The organism is Gordonia pseudamarae, from assembly GCF_025273675.1.
Taxonomy (GTDB): Bacteria; Actinomycetota; Actinomycetes; order Mycobacteriales; family Mycobacteriaceae; genus Gordonia; species Gordonia pseudamarae.
Genome location: NZ_CP045809.1, coordinates 1343769 through 1364232 on the forward strand (window position 1 = coordinate 1343769; position 20464 = coordinate 1364232).

The following is a 20464-nucleotide window of genomic DNA, read 5'->3' on the forward strand; positions in this document are numbered from 1 at the left end:
ACAGGCCCGGATCAGCCCCAGCTGGGCAGCCAGATCTGGTTGTGCCACTGCTCGGGCGAGATCGGGCTCGCGGTGAGAATCGGCCACAGCCACACGAAGTTGGCGATGACCAGCGCGATGTAGACGGAGACGACGAGGATGGCGAGCGTGCGTCGTTCGGTCCGTACCGTGGCCGGGCCGTCCGGGGCGTGCCGGGGGCGTACCCGGGCCGCGGCCGACCGCAGCAGATCACCGCAGCACAGTGCCAGCCCCATCACCAGGAACGGGGCCAGTGCGGTGGCGTAGAAGAAGTACATCTGCCGGTCGATCGAGGTGAACCACGGCAGGATGCCGGCGAGGTAGCCGACCAGGACGGTGCCGTGCGCCCAGTCGCGGCGCGTCACCAGCCGCCACAGCGCCCACAGCAGCATCGGCACCGCCGGCCACCACAACGCCGGTGAGCCGATCAGCATCTGCGCCCGGACACATTCGCCGGCGCCGCAGTGATCGGGGCCGTTGTCGATGGCGTACAGCATCGGCCGCAGACTCATCGGCCAGGTCCACGGTTTCGATTCCCAGGGATGGTGGTTGCCGGCGGCATTGGTGAGTCCGGCATGGAACTCCAGGATCCCCGACTCGTAGTACCACAGCGATCGCCACGCCCCCGGCACCCAGGAGAAGGGGCCACCCGTGCCGATCGCGTTGCCCACCTCGTACCGGTACACCGATGTCTCGGAGTTGAACCACGGAATGAAGCACGCCAGATAGATCAGCACCGGCAGCACCGCCAGACTCATGCCGGCGGGCAGCACGTCGCGTACGAGGGTGCCCCGCCACGGCCGCCGTACGTGGTACGCCTTGCGGGTGGCCACGTCCAGCGCCACCGCAAGCACGCCGAACGCGATCACGTAGTAGATGCCCGACCACTTGGTGCCGCAGGTCAGGCCCAGCATGATCCCGGCGGTGAACCGATACCAGCGGAACCCGTAACGGGGCCCGTACACGCTGTCGTGGATGCGCCCCTCGCGGTACACCTTGTCGATCCGGGCCCGTACCTGGTCGCGGTCGGCGATCAGCGCGGTGAACGCGGCGACGATGAACACCGTCTGCAGGATGTCGAGCATCCCCATCCGCGACTGCACGAACAGCACACTGTCGCAGATCGCGAAAACGCCGGCGATGGCGCCGATCAGAGTGGACCGGGTCAGTCGGCGCACCACCCGGTAGACCATCACCACGATTGCGATACCCGCGATCGCCGGCATGATCCGCCAGCCGACCGGGCCGTAGCCGAACATCCACTCACCCGCGGCGAGCAGCCATTTCGCGACGGGCGGGTGGACGACCAGCCCGTAGGCGGGATTGTCCTCGATCCAGTTGGCGCCGCTGAGGATCTGCCAGGCCTGCGGAACGTAGTGCTTCTCGTCGAAGACCGGTGTGCCCTGGTCGGTGGGGTGCGAGAGATTCCACAGCCGGGTCGCGGCGGCGACCAGTGTCAGCAGCAGGCCGACGACGAGCCCGCGCGTACGGTCGGCGGCGCCGAACACCGGTTCGGGGATGATCGGGGCCGGTGCGGTACCCAGGTCCTCGGAGGTGCCCGGCACGTCGAGCAGCGTGCCCGGGTCCGGTGCGTCCGCGGTGGTGGCCTGCGGGGCCGGCACGCCGCGCGAGTGCACGGGGCGGTCGGCGGTCAACGTCACCCGCTCGATGGTAGGGCATCGCCCGAGCGTGGTGCCGCCGCCGTGGGCCGCCCCCGGATGCGCGGATACCCTGATGCGGTGAGTGCTCCCGAGAATCGGATATCCCCCGTTGCTCCGCTCGCCCCGGCAGGCCGGCTCGTCCTGGCCGCGACACCGATGGGGCAGGCCGGTGACGCCTCCGCCCGACTGTGCTCGGCGTTGCGGACCGCCGATGTGGTCGCCGCCGAGGACACCCGGCGGGCCCGCAACCTGGCGTCAGCCCTCGACGTGCAGATCACCGGCCGTATCGTCAGCTACTACGACCACGTGGAGACGGCCCGCGCCCGGCAACTCGTCGAGGCGGTGGCCGAGGGATCGACGGTGCTGCTGATCACCGATGCGGGGATGCCGTCGGTCAGCGATCCCGGATATACGGTGGTCCGGGCATGTGTCGACGCCGGGCTGCCGGTGACCTGCCTGCCGGGCCCGTCCGCGGTGACGACGGCGCTGGCGCTGTCGGCGCTGCCCGCCGAACGGTTCTGTTTCGACGGTTTCGCCCCCCGCAAACCGGGCGCCCGCCGGACCTGGCTGGCCGAACTGATCGCGCAGCCGCGGACCACGGTCTTCTTCGAATCCCCGCACAGGCTGGCCGACACCCTCGACTGCGCCGCCGAGGTGCTCGGACCGGACCGACGTGCCGCGGTGTGCCGCGAGCTGACCAAGACTCACGAGGAGGTTCGGCGTGGAACTCTCGCCGAACTCGCGCGCTGGGCCGCCGACGGGGTGCGCGGCGAGATCACCGTCGTCATCGAGGGCGCGCCGGCGGGTTCGGGTGAACCCGACGTGCCGACGTTGGCCGGACGTGCCGAGGAACTCGCGGCGGCCGGGATGCGACTCAAGGACGCCTGCGCGCAGGTGTGTACGGGTCTGGGCGTGTCGCGGCGCGAGGTGTATCAGGCGGTGCTGGACCGGCGCGGCTGACCGGGCGGTCCGGGATCAGCCGGTGAGTGCCGGATCGGGTTCGTGCATGCCCGATCGCGCCGGCTCGACGTCGCCGACGACGCGCAGTTCGACGCCCCGCGAGAGCCGGTAGGGGCGGCTGGACAGCAGCGAGCCGACCACTCGTCGCAGCCGGGACATCTCGGCGCGCACGGTCACCAGGTGCTCGGTGTCGCCGAACAGCCGCCGGCTCAGCTCGGCACCGGTGATGCCGCTCTCACCCGCATCGGCCAGCAGCAGCACGATCTGGGCGTGCCGCCGGGTGAGCACCGACCGCCATTCGCTGTCGGTGCCGGTCACCGTGACGCTGGGCTCACCGCGCAGGTCGAGTGTGGCGACAACCGGTCCGCCCGGGCCCGACGGGCGCAACAACCAGCCGCCGGTGACGCGTTCGATCTCGCACACACCCATGCCGGGAACGAACGGCATCGCCCCCGGTACCGGCGCGTCGATGCGGTTGGGGGCGGTGAAGCCGACCCCTGCGGCCACCCAGCCGTTGTCGTCGACAACCATGCCCGGACCCGACAGGCCGGTGAGGTGGGCGACGGTGCGCACCCGCAGTTCGGCCAGGTTGCGCTCGTGCGTCATCTCCATCTCGCGCTCGCCGAGCGCGGCGAACGCGGTGACCAGGGCGGTGGATGCTTGCTGGAGTTCGGCGCACGGCCCGGTGATGCCGATCAGGCCGACGATCGACCCGGTCGAGCGGTCCCGGATGGGTGCGGCGGCGCAATATACCTTGTGCAGGGCGCGACAGTAGTGTTCGGGACCGAATACCAGTTGCGGCCGCCCGGTCCGCATCACCATCGTGACCGCGTTGGTGCCCACCGACTGCTCATCCCAGCGGCTGCCTTCGAACAACCGGATACCGGCGGCGATGGGCAGCAGGTCGGCCGGGACATTGCGGTGGATGATGGTCCCGTCGGGGTCGACGACCAGCATGATCAGGTGGGGATCGGTGACCGCGTCGGAGAACAGCTGCCGCATGCGTTCGATGGCACCGGCCAGCGGGTGGTGGGCCAGCCGCTCGGCGACACTCGCGCGCCCGGCCAGCGGTGGATCGAGGTTGTCGGGGTCGACGCCGAACTCCGCCGACTGCCGCCAGGACGTGACGAGTTCGTCACGGATGAACTCGGGTGCGGCCTCGCCGCGGCCGACGACGGCCTCGTGTGCCGCGGCCAGCCGGTCGTGCATCCGCACAAGATCTGTCCCCGGCGTGATCAACCCCATGGCGACATCCTAACGGGTCGGGTGCGATCGTCCGGTGTCATCGTGGGGGAAGGCGGACACGATGGAGGCCGCCTTGTCCAGGCATTCCTGCCATTCGCGGGCCGGGTCGGAGTCGATGGTGATCCCGCCGCCCACGCCCAGGACCGCCTCGCCGTCGGGGGTGACCGCGACGGTGCGGATCGCCACGTTCAGGTCGAGGTCGCCGCCCGGCCCGCACATCCCGATCGCACCGCAGTACACCCCGCGCGAGTGCTGTTCCCAGTCGGCCAGCAGTGACAGCGCCCGCAGCTTCGGGGTTCCGGTCACAGACGCGGGCGGGAACGTGGCCTCCAGCAGATCGGTTGTGCTGACGTGGCTTCCGACATCCGCGCGGACGGTCGACACCAGATGCCACACCCCGGGGGCGGGGGAGGTCCGGAGCAGGGCGGGCACGGTGACGCTGCCGATGTCGGCGACCCGGCCCAGATCGTTGCGGACGAGGTCGACGATCATCACGTTTTCGGCGATGTCCTTCACCGACGACGCCAGGGTGGCGGGGTCGCCGGATGCGGCGATGGTGCCCTTGATGGGCGCCGAGATCACCGCTCCGTCGGCGCGGCGCAGGAACGTCTCCGGTGAAAAGCTCGCCACTGAACCCCAATCACCTTGCAGAAAAGCGGATTTGGCCGGTGTTGTGGCAGCGGCGAGAAGTCGGTAGAAGTCCGCTGTACAGCCGTCGATCCGTCCGGTGAAGCGGGTGCACACACAGGCCTGGTAGACCTCGCCCGCCCGGATGGCCGCCAGGCAGGACTCGACGGCCGCCAGGTGGGGCTGCCGCTGTGGTGCGTGCCAGCTCACCCGCGGCGGTCGTGGCGGACCGAGTTGAGCGGCCGTGGTGAGGCAGTCCGAAATCCATGTCGGGCAAGGTGATCGGTCGATGCTGCGGTATTCCCAGCGGCCGTCGTGAAGCAGCAGGACGGCGTCGGTCTCACCGCCGGCGATCGCCGGCAACCCATCGTCTCCGGTCCCGGTGCCCCCGGTGTTGAGACCCCCCGTCGTGGGGTTGCCGGTCGCGTCGTCCTCGCCCGTGCCGGCGCGGGCGGCCGAGTAGTGGGGAAAACCGATGTAGCCGAACCAGAATCGGTCGGACACCGGTGGCGGCCGATGGCCGGCGACCAGGTCGATCGACGGCGCGATCACCGCATCGGCACCCCACCAGTCGCCCACCAGGGCGGCCGGCGGCGGCAGCCGATGTGCCCGGGTGTGGTCGAGCAACGCACCCAGAACGTCGAGCGGAGCAGGTGTCAAGACGTCTCGTAGCGGGGAAACACCGGAGACGGCTTGGGCAGCGGGGTACCGGGGACGAGCCGGGTGGTGACCGCGGCGAACCGCCGGTCTTCGCCGACCGCCAGCAGGTCGAGGATCGTGCCGCAGGAGGTGGGCAGCACCGGCTGCGCCAGCAACGCGACGATCCGCACCGTCTCGGCGCACACGTACAGCACGGTCGCGGTCCGGTCCACGTCGGACTTGGCCAGCTTCCACGGTTCCTGCGCCGAGATGTACCGGTTGGTGTCGGCCAGCACCGACCACAGCGACTCCAGGCCGAGATGGATGGCCTGTGCGTCGAAGTGTCCGCGTACCTGCTCGAGCAGTGCGTCCGCGGCGTCGAGCAGCACGCGGTCGGCGTCGGTGAACTCGCCCGGCCGCGGTACCGCACCGTCGAAGTACTTGCCGATCATCGACAGGGTGCGCTGGGCCAGGTTGCCGAATTCGTTGGCCAGATCGGCGTTGATCCGGCTGATCATCGCCTCCGCCGAATAGGACCCGTCCTGACCGTAGGACACCTCGCGCAGGAAGAAATAGCGCACCGGGTCGAGCCCGAACTGGTCGATCAGATTGCCCGGGTCCACCACATTGCCCACCGACTTGCTCATCTTTTCGCCCTTGTTGAACAAAAAGCCATGCGCGAACACGCGTTTGGGCAGGTCGATGCCCGCGCTGAGCAGGAAGGCCGGCCAGTACACGCAGTGGAAGCGGATGATGTCCTTGCCGATGATGTGCAGATCGGCCGGCCAGTACCTGCCGGTGGTCTCCGGATCGTCCGGGAAACCGGCACCGGTGAGGTAGTTGGTGAGCGCGTCCACCCACACGTACATGACATGACCGGGATGATCGGGCACCGGCACACCCCAGTCGAAGGTGGTCCGCGAGATCGACAGGTCGGTGAGCCCGCCCTTGACGAAGCTGATCACCTCGTTGCGGCGCACGTCGGGGCCGATGAACTCGGGATGCTCCTCGTACAGGGCGAGCAACCGATCCTGGTACGCCGAGAGCCGGAAGAAGTAGGTCTCCTCCTCGGTCCAGGTCAGCTTGTGCCCGTTGTCGGCGGCCACCCGGTCGCCGGCCTCGTCGACGGTGGTGTCGGCTTCGGCGTAGAAGACCTCGTCCCGGACGTCGTACCAGCCCGAATACTTGTCCAGATAGATATCGCCGGCGTCGGCCATCCGCCGCCAGATGGCCTCCGAGGCGCGTTTGTGGTCGTCGTCGGAGGTGCGGATGAACCGGTCGTAGGACGAACCCAGCCGATCCTGCAGTTCCTGGAATCTGTCGGAGTTGCGGGCGGCCAGCTCGGCGGTGGACACGCCCTCGGCCTGTGCGGTCTGCTGCATCTTCTGTCCGTGCACGTCCGTCCCGGTGAGGAAGCGGACGTCGAAGCCGTCGAGTCTCTTGAACCGCGCCAGTGCGTCGGCCGAGATGTACTCGTAGGCGTGGCCGATGTGCGGCACACCGTTGGGGTAGGCGATGGCGGTGGTCAGGTAGTACGGACGGCCGGCCCCATACAACTCGGGGCCGGCGGCCGCGGCGGTGTCTGCAGACATAATGTCGTCAGATTACCGACCCGTGCGGGCAGGTGCCTAACCATCACCGCCGCTCACACGCTGCGCTGGTACGGCTCGCAGCCGGGCGGCGCGTTCGGCGGGGTTCGGTGCTCGATCCCGGGGATGGTCATGGACACCGGCTGCTCGTGCAGGGTGAACTCCTCGCCGTGGTGGGCCAGCTCGATCGGCGGACCCGACAGCAGTCGATAGGTGGCGTGCTCCTTGTCGATGGCGACGACGATCTTGGAGTCACGCACCACCATCCTGAACGACAGGTAGGTGAGCCGGGTGGGCAGGCGCGGCGCGAAGGTGATGTTGCCGCCGAAATCGCGCATGCCGCCGAAACCGGCCACGCAATCGGTCCAGGCCCCGGCGAGCGCGGCGATGTGCAACCCGCTGCTGACATTGTTGTGCAGGTCGTGCAGGTCGGTGAACACCGATTCCGAGAGCAGGTCGTAGGCCAGGTCGAGATAGCCGACCTCCGCGGCGGTGACGGCCTCACAGCACGCCGACAGTGACGAGTCGCGCACGGTTATCGGATAGTAGTAGTCGAAGTTCTTGAGCTTCTGCTCGGCGCTGAACTCCTCTCCGAAGCTGTACATCGCGAACACCAGGTCGGCCTGCTTGACCACCTGCTTGCGGTACAGGTCGTAGTACGGATAGTTCAGCAGCAGTGGGTATTTGCCTACCGAAGCCTCGAAATCCCAGGCACCGAGCAGGGTGAACGATTCGCACTGCTGATGCACCCCGAGTGCCTCGTCGTACGGGATCGTCATCGCATCGGCGCATGACTCCCAGTGCGCCACTTCGGCATTGGTGACACCGAGCAGGCCGGCGATATCGGGTCGGCGGTGCACCACCTCGGCGGCGTCGCGCAGATTCTGCCGCGCAGCCAGATTGGTGAACACGTTGTTGTTGACGATGGCGGTGTACTCATCGGGTCCGGTCACCCCGTCGATCCGGAACCTGCCGTTGACGTCGTGGTGTCCGAGTCCGGCGAACAGTCGGGCGGTTTCCACGAGAAGCTCCACACCGCACTCGGTTTCGAACTTCTCGTCATGGGTGGCGCGCAGATAGCGGGCGGTGGCGTTGGCGATATCGGCGGACACGTGGACACCGGCGGTACCGGCGGGCCAGTAGCCCGAACATTCGTCGCCGTTGATGGAGCGCCACGGGAACATCGCCCCACGCTGGCCGAGTTCGGCGGCGCGGGCCTTGGCCTTGTCCATCGTCGCGTGCCGCCAGCGCAACTCCTCACCGGCCGCCGCGGGTGCGGTGTAGGTGAGCATCGGCAGGATGAAACTCTCGGTGTCCCAGAAGGTGTGACCGTCGTAACCGGGGCCGGTCAGGCCCTTGGCGGGGATGGCCCGGGACTGCCCGCGGGCCCCGGCCTGCAGCACATGGAACAGCGAGAACCGCACCGCCTGCTGGAGCTCGGCGTCGCCGTCGAGCTCGATATCGGCGTCCCGCCAGAAGTCATCGAGGTAGGCAACCTGCTCGGCTTTGAGCGCCGCCCATCCGGTTTCCATCGCCATCGCCAGCGCCGCGTCGACCTGGGCGCGCAGCGCGGGTACCGAACGCCGGGCCGACCAGCCGTAACCGATGTACTTGGTCAGCGACAACTTGGTGCCCTGCGGCACATTGGCGGCGGCCGTGAGCCGGGCCAGGTCACCGTCGGCGCGGATAAACGCGTCGAACTTGTCGGGGAAGTCGATCTCGTGATCCATCCCGGCGGCCATGTGCAGGTTGGAGTTCTTCGTGTGGTGCACCAGGATCGACCAGAAGTTGCGGCACGCCGCCAGATCCGGGACCAGCGGGGCGTCGAGCGCGGCGGCCAGTCGCGGATCATTGCCGGGGGTGGGCACGGGTTCGTTGGCGAGCAGGTCCGACTGGAGTACCAGCTTCATGTCCTCGCCGATCGGTTCCACCTCGTAGTGGATGGCCGCGATGGTGCGTTTGGTGAACGAGACGAGCCGCTCGGACTTGATGCGCACCGTGTGGCCGGTGGGCGAGGTCCACAGGGTGGACCGGCGCAGCGTTCCCGTGCGGAAATCGAGGGTGCGTTCGTGCTCCTCGGTACGCCCGTAGCGCAAGTCCATCGGCTCGTCCTCGACGAGCAGCCGGATGATCTTTCCGTCGGTCACATTCACCACGGTCTGCCCGGATTCTGGGTAGCCGTACCCGCTCTCGGCGTAGGGCAGACCGCGGCCCTCATAGAAGCCGTTGAGGTAGGTGCCCGGATGGTCGACCGGCTCACCCTCCTCGAAGGTGCCGCGCAGGCCGATGTGGCCGTTCGACAGGGCGAACAGGGTCTCGGTCTTCTTCAGCGCGTCGGTGTCCAGACCACTCCAGCGCAGGCGCCACGGGTGGACCTCGAAACCGTAGGCATGTTCGTGAACGGTCATGCGGTCACCAGCTCATCGAGGTCGGCGACGACGATGCTCGCGCCTGCCGCGCGCATCGCCTCGGTCTGTTCCCCGTCGTGCCGGTCGATCGCCACGATATAGCCGAAGTCGCCTGCGGCCGCGGCGGTTACCCCGGAAATGGCGTCCTCGAAGACGGCGGCGTGCGCGGGCTCGACCCCCATCAGCTGCGCACCGAGCAGGAACGAGTCGGGTGCCGGCTTTCCGTTGAGTCCACGGGCGACGACATCGAGCCCGTCGACGCGGACCTCGACATATCCGGACAGGTCGGCGGCCTCGAGCACGGCTTCTCCATTCTTCGATGAGGTGACCACGGCGATACGCAGTCCCGCATCGCGCGCGGCCGTCAGATAGCGGACCGAACCCGGATAGGGGGTGACCCCGTCGGAGGCCAGCGCGGCCAGGAACATCTCGTTCTTGCCGGTGCCGATCGCCTCGATCGTCGCCTCGTCGACGTCGGTGATACCGCGGGAGGCGAGGAAGGTGCGCACACCGTCGGCGCGGGGTCTGCCGTCGACGTGGTCGAGGTAGTCCTGCGCGGTGAACTCGGCGAATCCGTCCGGGTCACGTTCTCGCAGATACGCATCGAAGGCGCGTTTCCACGCGCCGCGGTGCAGCACCGCGGTGGACGTCAGCACCCCGTCGAGGTCGAAGAGTGCGACCGTAACTGTTTCTGGCAATCCCAACACCGGGCCAACGCTACCTGTCGTGCGCCGGTTCGGCGCGGGAAGCGCGCGGGACAAGCATTGGCAGAGGGTTCGGTCGGCCCGGCCGTGTCCGGACGACCGGGCGAGTGGGGAGCTTGCGACCTGCGAGCGAGGGAGGAAGCCGGGGCCTGAGAGGCCGACCGGGAACCGACCACGAGACACAGCATCAGGCCGGTGCGCGTTCGGCCCGGGACTGGTCGTCGAAGAACCCGATCGATTCGAGCTTGTCGATCAGCCGGTCGCGGGCATCCTCGAAACCGTTGTGGATCTCGGTGCGGATCGCCGCGGTGTCCCGGTGGTGCAAATAGCCGACCAGGCGACGATGGCTGGCCGCCGCCTGCGTGCGCCACTCTGGATCGCGGGTGTACAGCTCGTGCGGGTTGTACTTGCTCGCCGCGTGCACGAACCAGGCGAGCTTCTTGCTGTTGCCGGCCAGGTTGATCTCGCGGTGAAAGGCGAACTCGGTGCGCAGCACCCGCCGCTGGTCGCCCGCGGCCACGGCGTCCTCGAATTCGTCGACCAGGGCGGACAGGGTGGTCAGGTGCGCCGGCAGGTCGGGATTACCGACGGCGTTGGTGGCCAGCCGCGCCGACAGTTCGGCCTGCATCCAGAAGATGTCGACGATGTCGCCGCGCTCGAGCGGCTCCACGATGAAGCCGCGGTGCGGGGAGGATCGGACCAGTCCCTCGCCCCGCAGCGTCACCAACGCCTCACGTACCGGGGTGACGCTGCACCCCAGTGACGACGCCGTCTCGTCGAGCCGTACGAAATCGCCCGGCCTCAGGTCACCGGTCATGATTCGGTTGCGCAACACGGTGGCGACCTCGTCGGTCAACTGAGTGCGGCGAAGGCCCTGAGGTGTCATCTGTCAAACCGTCTATCTATCCGGTGCCGTGTTGTGGTGCCGGCGCTCTGGCGCCGTGGTGGGTGGACCACGTATCCTCTGATCAGACTATCGGCTTGTTGTGCTTGATCCGATGACGCAGGTCGCGCATCATCATCCGGCTGCCGCCGAACCGGATCGATTTGGGCAGGGCCTTGTTCACCGCGGAGACGAAGGTGAACAGGTGCTCGAACCGCCGCCGATCGTCGTCGGTCCACTCCAGACCGAGCTGCTCTCGGTACAGTGGCGGCAGGAATCCGGTGGTCAGAAAGCGCAGCAGGTTGACGAACGGCAACCGGAGGAGCGGGTTGATCATCTTCAGATCGATCAGATCGTTGAGGAAATCACATGTGGTGTCGTCGATGACGACGCGTTCGCAGCCGATGTTCCAGTAGTGGTCGAAGTCGGCGCGGGTGGCCGGCCACATCGAGTCCGGCACCTGCAGGGTGGTGCCCAGCGGTTTGGCCGACTGGTAGAACTCCTCCGCCTCCTCGGCGGTCATCATCCCGTGCAGGAGTTGATGGGAGTCCTCGAAGCCGACGAACAGGCATGCGGCGACCCACATCTGGAGCTCTTTGTTGAACGCGTTGTACTTCACCGGGCTTTCGGAATCCGAATGCACATGTCGGTGGGCGGTGTTCACGGCGTCCCGGAAGGCGTTACGCTCCTCCTCAGTGCCCAGTATGGCTACCGCCAGATACTGTGTGGTGGTGCGGGCCCGCTTCCACGGATGGTGCATCAGCGACCCCGACTCGACCTTCGACTCCATCACGCCGTAGGCCACCTCGGGCCAGCCGAGCTGCAGCACCACGTTGGCCGCCGAACCGGCGAACGACCAGAAGTCCAGGGCCTCGGTGATGTGGGCGGGCTTGCGGGCGTTGGTGATCCGGTGTTTGCGGGTCGTGATGCGAATTCGGGTGCGGGGGGTGGTCAGCTCGGCCTTGGTGGTCTTCAGATCCGGAAGATAGGGGGTGGGCATGGATTCTCCTCTACGCCATCGATTTCGGGGACATCAATTTCGGGGACATCAATTTCGGGTGGGCGAGCGTGCACCCGGTGGACGGGCGGGTGTGGGGTTGCCGATCAGATGGTTTCAACATTGTCGACGAGCCACTTACCGCCGGAGTGCTTGAGCGAAACCACCATTCGGTACGGCTGAGAGCGGCCGTCGGGCGAGACGACGTTCTTGGCCTGCTGGTCGATAAAGAGCATCACCGTCGCCGAGGAGTCGTCGATGGAGTCGACGGCGGCGTACGAGACCGTGGCGGTGGCCTCGCCCTTGCCGTTCTGCACGATCTGGGTCAGCGCCTGGACCATCTCATCATATTTCTTGGCGAAATCGGGAGTCGACATCGCCGCGATCGCCTCACGGTTCTTGTCCAGATTGCGGTAGTCGAAACTTGAGAGTTTGATCGCGTAATCGCGGGCGATCGTGGTGACCACGGCGCGGTCACCGTCCGAATTTCCCGAGTCGCCGACCGTGCTTCGGCCCGCCCAGAAGCAGCCGGCGGCCACGGCGCCCGTGAGCAGTGCGCCGAGGATACCGAGCAGGATCCGGTTCCGCCCGGATCTGCCCGGCGTTGTCGTGGCATTGGTGTCGGAGCCGCTCTGCTCGAGCTTGTCCTGCTTGGGGCGCACCGAAAACTGCTTACGTTGCGGAACTGCCTGTTTACGCAGCGGCGCCGTCCGTGCGGCCGTGGGCCGCTTATCGGCCATCGGGTCGGCCGCGGCGGAGGCCGCGTCCGGATTGTCGTTCGACTCGTTTCCCGTATCGTTCAGGGCGGGCGATTCGTCAGTTCCGGTAATCCCGGTTGTGGATGTCACTGTGTCAATTGCCATGTGATGCCCTTTCTTCGAGTGTGCGCCACCAGTCGAGCAACTCGGTGCCGTTGGGGATGAGTACGGGATCGTCGACGACGGCCGGTCCGGATGGTTGGCCGGGCGAGGTCCAGGTGGAGGTGCCCAGATCGTCGGGCCGTGGGGCGTTCACCGCGCCGCGTTGACCGTGGCCGTTGCCCGGCGGGCAGTAGCGGGCCAGGTTCGGTGCGGCGACGTCGAAGTCGCCGACGCTACTGCGGGGTTCGTCGTAGAACAGGCACACCGGGCCCTGGGTGGCGATCAGCGAGAAGTCGGCGCGACCGTTCTTGACGATCGATCGCAGGTCCTTCATGCCGCGGGGGATCGTCTTCAACCCGGTGGCCAGGGCCGGTTGCCGGTCGCTGATGATCGGTTCCACCACTGCGAGATTCGCCAGCACGCCACCGAAGGTGCCGCGGTACTTGTCGAACAGCGTGCGGGCGTGGTCGAGCCCCTTGGGCGAGCGGTCGAGCAGGTACACGAACACCGGTTGCTGGGCGTCGAGCTGATCGGTGAACGTGGCAGTGGTTTTCATGCCCCGTTCGAACGATTCGGTGCCATCGCTCATCGCGTCGAGCACGGTCAGCCATTCGTCGAACAGTCCGCGCAGCATCGGGGCGTTGCGCCGCACCAGCGACGCCAGTTGTGATCCGTTGGACAGCAACGTGGTCAGCGTCTTCTCGTTGGTGCCCAGCGCACTGTAGATCGCGTCGCCCACGATGGTCAGTTCGCCGTCTCCGATGCTGCGCAGTACCTTGGCGGCGTCGGCGATGATGGAGTCCATCTGCTGTGGCTGCCGGTCGGCGGGTGCGGAGATCGTGTCGCCGGTCGTCAGGTAGGGGCCGGTCGACGATTCCGGGATGATGTCGACGCTCTGGATGCCGGCCATCGTCGCCATGGTGACCTGCATGTACGAATCCCGGGGAATCCGGACGTTGCCGCGCAGCACCATGGTGATGTCGGCGGCCTTGCCGTCGGGGGAGAGGGTCACCTCGGACACGGTGCCCACGTCGACACCGCGGACGGTGACACCGGTGCCCCTGGTGAGACCGAACGCATCGCGCATCTGCGCCCGGAGCGTGATCTTGTCGCCGAATCCCTCGGGCCCAGCGATGAAGTTGATGCCGTAGGGGATCACGATCGCGGCGATCGCGAGAAAGATGACGAACTGCAGCGATCCGGTGGGCAGCCGTCTGTACCACGGGGTGGGCTTCATCGCGGGGCCTCCCCGGTGGTCGTCGTGCTGGTGCCCGGCCGTGTCTTCTCACGTGTGACACCCGTGTCGGACCGTGTCTTCTTGTCGGTTTTCGTGCGGCCGGCCGCCGGCTTGCGGCGGTCCTTCGCGAGTCCGCCGGTGACGAGGTCGCGTAGTTCGCCCATGTCGGGTGCGGGCTGCCCGGACAGGAACAGTCCACCGGTGAGGATCTTGTCGATGCTGCCGGGGATGTCGAGGCCACCGTCGAAGACGAGGTAGTCGCCGCGGATGGCGCTGGAAAAGTTCACCAGGAAACCGTTCATGTGCCGCAGCGTCCGTCCGACGTCGTCGTTGAAAGTGCCGAGCGCGTCGAGGACGGTACGGGCCTCGCCCACCAGATTGTTCAGTTCCGATCTTCTGCCACTGACGATCTGGTTCATAGTGGCGGCCAGGGTGGAGGTCTGCCGCATCAGCGCACCGATGCGCTCGCGCTGACCCGCCAGCACGGTGACGGCGTCGGGCACCTGGTCGAGAAAGTCGGTCACCAGCTGTTGCCGGGCGGCGAACAGGTCGCTCACATCGGCGGCCGCCGACAGGGCGGCGTTGAAATCCTCGGTGTGGATCGATGATCGGGCCAACAACCGGTTCAGGGTGTCGATCAGGTCACCCACCTTGTCGGACCGGTTGGCGAAGGCGTCGTTGAGGCTGGTGATCACCGACTGCAACTGGCCGATACCGCTGCCGCTCATCAGGTTTCCGAGTGCGGCGAGGGTACTTTCCACCTGTGGCCCGAGCGAGGTGTCCTGTGCGGAGATATGCGATCCCTGGTGCAGGGTGCCCTGCGGATGGTCCGGCTTGTTCAGTCGCAGGAACGGATTGCCCAGTGCCGAGGGAAGCTCCACCCTCAGCGTCGAGTTCTCAGGTGCCCGGACGGTCTCGTCGAGGGTCAGGGTCAGCCGGGCCTTGTTGTCGACCAGCGCGATATCGGTGACCCTGCCGATCACCTGCTGCCCCTGCCGGACGTCGGCGCCGGAGACGATGCCGTCGGCGGTGTCCACGTCGGCGGTGACGGTGAACGTGTCGCCGCCCACGCCGTGCATCGGCAGGTCCTGCAGACCGGTCGCACACGCGGACAGGCACATTCCGGCGGTCAGCGTCAGGGCGGACATGCGGGCGGCGCGCATCATCGGCCTCCTGGCTTATTGGGGAGCGCACCGCCGGAGATTGCCGAGACGATGCCGAGCGGGTCGGATGCCGATATCGGGAACGAGATGGGGTTGGTCAGCCCGGCGCCCACACAGATCGGCATCGGGAATTGATCGCAGAGCGGTTTGAGTGTCTTGAACTGGGTAAGCGTGGTGGACACGTTCAACCGGATCCGCCCCCGACGGTCGGGTCCGACTGCACCGGACAGGTTCTGCATCATCAGCGGAGCCAGGTCCATGAACTCGGCCAGGCCGGCCTTGTTGTCCACCAGCGTTTTTCCGAGCGTGTCGAGATTTTCGGCCACCACGCCCACGTCGCCCCCGTGCCGGAGCACGAAGTTGTTGATCTGATCGAAGACGGTCCGCAGATCGTTGATCGGCGTGGTGATGTCGGTGTCGGCCTCAGCCCACTTGTCCGACAGCACGCTCATCGACCGGATCAGCCCGTCGAGTGAAACCTGTTTGTTCCGGAACGTCGTCATCATCAGATCGAGACTGTCGATGAGGTCGTCGATGTCGTCGCCGCGGGCGCCGAAGACACCGGATGCGGACGCGAGAGTGTTCATGGCGGTACCGAATTCGGGGCCACGTCCCTCCCACGACTTGGCCGTCCGGGACAGTAGTGCGCCGAGACCTTCCGAACCGCCGCCGGTGCCGTCGGAGTCCGGCCCCGGCCCCATGACCTGGGTGAGTGTTTTGACGCTCTCCATCAGGTTGTCCCAGCTGATCGGGGAGTGGGTGCGGTTTTGCGGGATCACGCCACCGTCGGCGAACGTCTTGCCCGTGGTGTAGGCGGGACCGAGTTCGAGATGGCGGTCGCTGATCACCGACGGGTTGAGCACAAAGGCCTCCACCCCGGCCGGAAGGGTGACGTCGCGGCGCACCTTCATGGTGAGCCGGACATGATCACCGCGAGCGTCGACCTTGTCGATGTGGCCCACGGGCACTCCGAGCACGGTGACCGTGGACCCCTGGTACAGGCCGTTGACGAAGGCGAAATCGGCGTGCACGGTCCGGGTGTCGCCGCCGCGGCCGAAGACGTACCACGAGCCGGCGACGATGGCCCCGATCACCAGCAGGGCAGTGAAGATCTTGCCGCCACGATGCGTGCGTTTGCGGACTTCGCGGACCTGGCGGAAGCTCATCTGCACCCCTTGACGACGCCGAGGACGCAGAGCAGTCCATCGGGAATGACAGCGGACGGTGAGACCACGTCGGCCCAGTTGCCGTTGCCGGTGGCGTCGGTGATGGTCCGCACCGACGCGGGCAGCTGGGTGAGGATCTCGTCGATCTGACCGGCGTTGTCGGCGAGGGTCTTGGTGACCGCGGTCAATTGGGTGGTCAGTTGGGCCATCGGAACGTTCGGGAACGTGGTTGCCATCTGCCGCAGGATCAACCGGAGATTGTCGGTGAGCCGGGTGAGCGCGAGATGACGCACCGACAGCATCTGCACCAGCGCCTGAGTGGAGGAGAAGGCATCGGCCATCGTCTCGCTCTGCTGCGATGTGACCGCCGCCAAGCGCTGGGAGATGGTCAGCAGCTGATTGATCTGGTTGCCGCTGCGAGTGATGGTCGATGCCGCCGCGGTGACCCCGTTGAGCGAGTCGGAGGTGGTCTCAGAGTCGGGGATCAGCTTGGTCATCGTGGTCATCATCGTGCGAAGCACATCGACGTCGATGTCGGCGGAGGTGGTCACGGCGTCCGATGACAGACTGTCGAGGCTATACGGGGATGTGGTGCGCGACAACGGAATGACATTCTTCTTGCCGGTCTTGCCGGTGCCCACCGGGCCGGAACCGGCGGGAACGACCTCGAGGTAGCGCTTGCCGAGCACGGTGCGCAGCCGCACCCCGGCGGTGGTCCGGTCGCCCAGCGGCTGATCGTTGTCGAGGCGGAATCCGACCTCGACGCGGTCACCGGCCAGCGAGATCCGCTCGATGCGCCCGGCCGGTACGCCGGCCACCAGGACCGGGTCCGCGGTGGTCAGGCCCGACGCGTTGGACAGTTCGGCGGTGTACTCGGTGGTGCTGTTGTGGTAGACGATCCGGGGCACGCCGATGGCGACCAGCATGATCGCCAGCAGGGTGATGATGCCCGCGGTACCCAGCGTCGCCGCCGACGCACCCTGCGCGCGCTTGTCGGATTTGAAGACGAACGCGAGAATGCCGACGAAGACGTCGATGAGTTTGACCAGAAACATCAGCGCATCACCTCGGTACCGAATACTGCTGTGCCGAGGACCTGGGCATGCAGGACGGCGAGTGCAGGGGGCCGAAGATGTTGGCGCTCAGGCCGGCCGCTTCGAGGGTGAAGTTGCACAGGTAGAGCATGATGAATCCCCCGTAGCGGCCGGACTGATTCAGTTTGCGCGCCAGTGTCGGAAAGTTCGCCAGGAACGTGGTGAACTCCCCGGTCTGCGGGATCCATGCCGACGTGATGTTCGTGAGTCCTTTCAGTGAGGTCTCGAAATCGCTTCCCGCCGCGGTCATCATGTCCGCGAGCGCGGTGACGGCCTTGTCGCCGCTGTCGAGAAGCGTGGTCAGTTGCCCGTTGTCGCCGATCAACGTGGAACTGAGCTTGCCGAGGCCGTCGAACAACTCGGTGAGCTCGGGGCTGCGATCGCTGACGGTGGTCATGAGTGCGTTGAGATTGGATACCAGGCGGGTGAACACGGCGCCGTTGGCGGCCAGGTTCTGGCCCATCGTCGAGATCTGTTCCAGCAGGGTCTGAACCGATCCGCCCCGGCCTTCGAAGGTGTCCACGAAACCGCGGGCGAGCTGATTGGCCTGATCCGGGTCGAGGGCGGAGAACAGCGGTTGGAAGCCGTTCATCAGCGCGGTGAGATTGATCGCCGCGGTGGTGGCTCCCACGGGGATCCGGTTCCCGGTCCGTGCGGGGGTGTCGGGAGTGGATTCGAGCGCGATGTAACGCGCGCCGAGCATGTCACCGTAGCGGACCGTGGCGTGAACCTTGTCGGGGAGCGGGTACTTCGAGGCGACCGTGACCTTCACCTCGGCCAGTGCGGTGCCGTCCTTCTGCGGGCGCAGATCCACCGAGTCGACCCGGCCGATACGCACCCCCGACATGGAGACGGGGTTGCCGGCGGTGAGTCCTTCGGCGTCGTAGAACTGGATCCGGTAGACGGTGGTGTCACCGTGCACGGGTACGCGCAGCGTGTTGCTCATGACGACGGCCGCGACGATACCGACCACCACGTACGCGAGGGCCTTGAGGGTGACGGACAGGGGGAGTCTGGTCATCGGTGCCGCACCTGCACCTTCATGCCGCGCACCATCGGTCCCACCATGAGGGTTGTTGCCGCGCTGGGTGTTCCGGTGGTCGAAGGTTTGCCGGTCACCGTCGATTCCAGGTTGCTCATCGGTTTGTTCTCCGCGGTGCCGTCGATGACACCCTCCCGGGTCGTGTTCGCTCGGCCAGAGTTCTCTCGGGTCGTGTCCTGTCGGGACGTGCCGGTCGGCGACCCGGTGTCGCCGGGATCGTCGTCTCCCCGCGGCGGGTTGAGGACGGTGCCGTTCGGGGTGCCGGGTATCCGGACCGGTCCAACGCCCTGCCGGGTTCCGGTGCCGAAACACTGTTGCCCGCGCAGGCTTCCGTAGCGAGGGCAATCGGCCGCCGTGTACGGCATGGGCTGGGAGAAGGTCGGTACGGCGGTGATGTTGAACTTGCCGGAGGAGAACAGCACGGTGCCTGCGGCACCGAACTTGTCCGCCTCGGCCAGGGTGGCCGACAGGCCGTCGGGATTGTCGCCGACCGTCGACAGTATGGTCGAGGTCGATTCGACGACGGTGATCAGGTTTGTGCGCTGGGCGGTCACGAAGGGTGTCAGTGATTCGAGATAGCCTGCCGCCGAGGACATCATATTCGCGAGCTGGTCGCGGTTCTCGATGATGCCGCGGGAGATCGACGTGACCGAGGACAGCGTCTTGATCACGTCGGGTGTTGCGCGGCGCAGGCTTTCGACCACGGCCCGGAATCGGGGGGTGGCGTCGAGGAATCGGTTCATCGTCGATTCGAGTTCGCGCGAGGCGACCCACCAATCGTCGATCATGAGGCCGAGTTCGGCGCCGCGATCGCCGATAGCCCGGTTCACCGCGTTCAGGGCGACGTTCATCTTCTCGGGCCGGACCTCGCCGAGCAGGTTGGACATCTTGGTGAAGATGTCGTAGAGGTTGACCGCGTCCGCGCCGCTGTCGACGGGGATGTCGGCGCCGTCGCGCAGTGTGCCGGTGGCCTTTCCGGTTCCGGGCATCATCTGAATGTAGATGTCGCCGAAGAATGTTCGCGGCGAAACCCGTATCCGCACGTTGTCGGGAATGGACGAGATCATCGCCCTGTCCACGGTCATGCCGACCTGTGACGAGGTGGTGCCGGCGGCGATGGAATCAATCTGGCCCACTTTGACGCCGTTGAACCGGACGGGTGCGCCGGGGGAGATGAGCCCGGCCTCGACCGGGATCTCGCTGTGCACATGCGCGGTGTCGGCGAACATACCCGTGCTGCGCGAGATCATGTACAGGGCGAAGGCGACCAGCAGGGCGGTCGCTACCAGTGCCCGCAGAATGTACCCGGCCTTCGACACCTGGCGGCCGGGAAGCATGATGGTCATCGCTCAGATCCCCATTCCCGGGATCTCGGGCACCAGACCCCACAGCCCGAAGGTCAGGATCACATCGAAGATCCCGATCGCCAGGATCGAGGTGCGCAGGGCACGACCGGCGGCCTGACCGACGCCTTCGGGGCCGCCCGAGGCGAAATAGCCGTAGCTGCAATGCACCAGCGTCACGATGCCAGCGAAGAACACCGCTTTGATCGCCGAGTACAGCAGGTCCGACGGGCTCATCGCGAGGTGGAAGAAGTAGTCGTAGGTGCCCGACGACTCACCGTTGTACCAGACCACCACCAGCCGGGTGGCGATGTAGCTCGACAGCAGGCCGATCATGTAGATCGGCAGTACGCACACCATCGCGGCGATCATGCGGGTGGTCGCGAGGAACGGGATCGAGCGGATCGCCATCACATCGAGTGCGGAGATCTCGTCGGAGATGCGCATCGCGCCGATCTGCGCGGTGAATCCGGTACCCACCTTCGCGGCCAGCGCGATCGCCACGACGACCGGTGCCAGCTCGCGGGTGTTGGCCACCGCCGACAGCATTCCCGACAGCGATGTCATGCCGACCAGTTGCAGCCCCCGGTAGGTTTCGACGCCGAGCATCATCGCCGCGGCCAGCGACATCGCCAGCACGATACCCAGTGTTCCACCGCCCGACAGCAGGGACTTGGAACCGAAGGTGACCTCGGAGATCTGGTTGAGGACGTGCTTGCGGTAGTGGACCAGGGTGTACGGGATCGCCAGGGTCGCGCGGGTGATGAAGGTGACGTATTCGCCCAGGCGCACCACCGCCGAGGTGGCGCCCTCGACCCGACGGGACAT

The 20464-nt window shown here is 66.8% G+C and carries 17 protein-coding genes; 1 reads left to right on the forward strand and 16 read right to left on the reverse strand.

Features of this window, described 5'->3' with window-relative positions; genetic code table 11:
* Positions 1-11: 11 nt before the first annotated feature.
* Positions 12-1679 carry a dolichyl-phosphate-mannose--protein mannosyltransferase gene (locus GII31_RS05965; RefSeq protein WP_407649900.1) on the reverse strand — a complete coding sequence of 556 codons (1668 nt, stop codon included), beginning with the start codon at positions 1677-1679 and terminating at the stop codon, positions 12-14.
* A gap of 78 nt (positions 1680-1757) precedes the next feature.
* On the opposite strand from GII31_RS05965, the gene rsmI reads away from it, so the two are divergent.
* Positions 1758-2639, forward strand: coding sequence for a 16S rRNA (cytidine(1402)-2'-O)-methyltransferase (rsmI, locus tag GII31_RS05970; RefSeq protein ID WP_407649901.1), 882 nt, complete (start codon positions 1758-1760; stop codon positions 2637-2639).
* Between the two features lie 15 nt (positions 2640-2654).
* On the opposite strand, the gene GII31_RS05975 is transcribed toward rsmI, so the two are convergent.
* The 15 genes from GII31_RS05975 to GII31_RS06045 form a co-directional block, all read right to left on the reverse strand.
* A complete protein-coding gene (locus tag GII31_RS05975) occupies positions 2655-3884 on the reverse strand; it encodes a GAF domain-containing protein (protein ID WP_213247681.1) in 1230 nt (409 codons plus the stop codon).
* A 9-nt stretch (positions 3885-3893) separates the two neighbouring features.
* Positions 3894-5171 carry an aminodeoxychorismate synthase component I gene (locus tag GII31_RS05980; RefSeq protein WP_260840332.1) on the reverse strand — a complete coding sequence of 426 codons (1278 nt, stop codon included), beginning with the start codon at positions 5169-5171 and terminating at the stop codon, positions 3894-3896.
* Complete coding sequence (gene metG, locus GII31_RS05985) at positions 5168-6742, reverse strand: methionine--tRNA ligase (protein ID WP_213247685.1); 1575 nt, start codon at positions 6740-6742, stop codon at positions 5168-5170. Before metG ends, GII31_RS05980 begins: the two co-directional genes overlap by 4 nt.
* A 53-nt stretch (positions 6743-6795) precedes the next feature.
* A complete protein-coding gene (locus GII31_RS05990) occupies positions 6796-9147 on the reverse strand; it encodes a glycoside hydrolase family 65 protein (protein ID WP_213247687.1) in 2352 nt (783 codons plus the stop codon).
* Positions 9144-9854: an HAD family hydrolase gene (locus GII31_RS05995; RefSeq protein ID WP_213247689.1), complete on the reverse strand. Its 711-nt coding sequence runs from the start codon at positions 9852-9854 to the stop codon at positions 9144-9146. The genes GII31_RS05990 and GII31_RS05995 overlap by 4 nt, the downstream gene beginning before the upstream one ends.
* A 184-nt stretch (positions 9855-10038) precedes the next feature.
* On the reverse strand, positions 10039-10737 hold the full coding sequence (locus GII31_RS06000; protein WP_213247691.1) for a GntR family transcriptional regulator: 699 nt from the start codon (positions 10735-10737) through the stop codon (positions 10039-10041).
* Between the two features lie 82 nt (positions 10738-10819).
* The gene (locus GII31_RS06005) at positions 10820-11734 is read right to left on the reverse strand and encodes an oxygenase MpaB family protein (protein ID WP_213247693.1); all 915 of its coding nucleotides are present in this window, start codon (positions 11732-11734) and stop codon (positions 10820-10822) included.
* Positions 11735-11838: 104 nt separating this feature from the next.
* Positions 11839-12594, reverse strand: coding sequence for a hypothetical protein (locus tag GII31_RS06010; RefSeq protein WP_246222123.1), 756 nt, complete (start codon positions 12592-12594; stop codon positions 11839-11841).
* Positions 12584-13828, reverse strand: a complete 1245-nt coding sequence (locus GII31_RS06015) for an MlaD family protein (RefSeq protein ID WP_213247695.1) — start codon at positions 13826-13828, stop codon at positions 12584-12586. Before GII31_RS06015 ends, GII31_RS06010 begins: the two co-directional genes overlap by 11 nt.
* Complete coding sequence (locus tag GII31_RS06020) at positions 13825-14994, reverse strand: MlaD family protein (RefSeq protein WP_322973055.1); 1170 nt, start codon at positions 14992-14994, stop codon at positions 13825-13827. The genes GII31_RS06015 and GII31_RS06020 overlap by 4 nt, the downstream gene beginning before the upstream one ends.
* Positions 14991-16157: an MCE family protein gene (locus tag GII31_RS06025; RefSeq protein ID WP_213247697.1), complete on the reverse strand. Its 1167-nt coding sequence runs from the start codon at positions 16155-16157 to the stop codon at positions 14991-14993. Before GII31_RS06025 ends, GII31_RS06020 begins: the two co-directional genes overlap by 4 nt.
* Positions 16154-17212, reverse strand: a complete 1059-nt coding sequence (locus tag GII31_RS06030) for an MlaD family protein (protein ID WP_213247699.1) — start codon at positions 17210-17212, stop codon at positions 16154-16156. Before GII31_RS06030 ends, GII31_RS06025 begins: the two co-directional genes overlap by 4 nt.
* A gap of 7 nt (positions 17213-17219) precedes the next feature.
* Complete coding sequence (locus GII31_RS06035) at positions 17220-18272, reverse strand: MCE family protein (protein WP_213247701.1); 1053 nt, start codon at positions 18270-18272, stop codon at positions 17220-17222.
* On the reverse strand, positions 18269-19639 hold the full coding sequence (locus GII31_RS06040; protein WP_260840334.1) for an MCE family protein: 1371 nt from the start codon (positions 19637-19639) through the stop codon (positions 18269-18271). The genes GII31_RS06035 and GII31_RS06040 overlap by 4 nt, the downstream gene beginning before the upstream one ends.
* Before the next feature lie 3 nt (positions 19640-19642).
* Entirely contained in the window at positions 19643-20464 is an 822-nt protein-coding gene (locus GII31_RS06045) for an MlaE family ABC transporter permease (RefSeq protein ID WP_246222264.1), read from the reverse strand.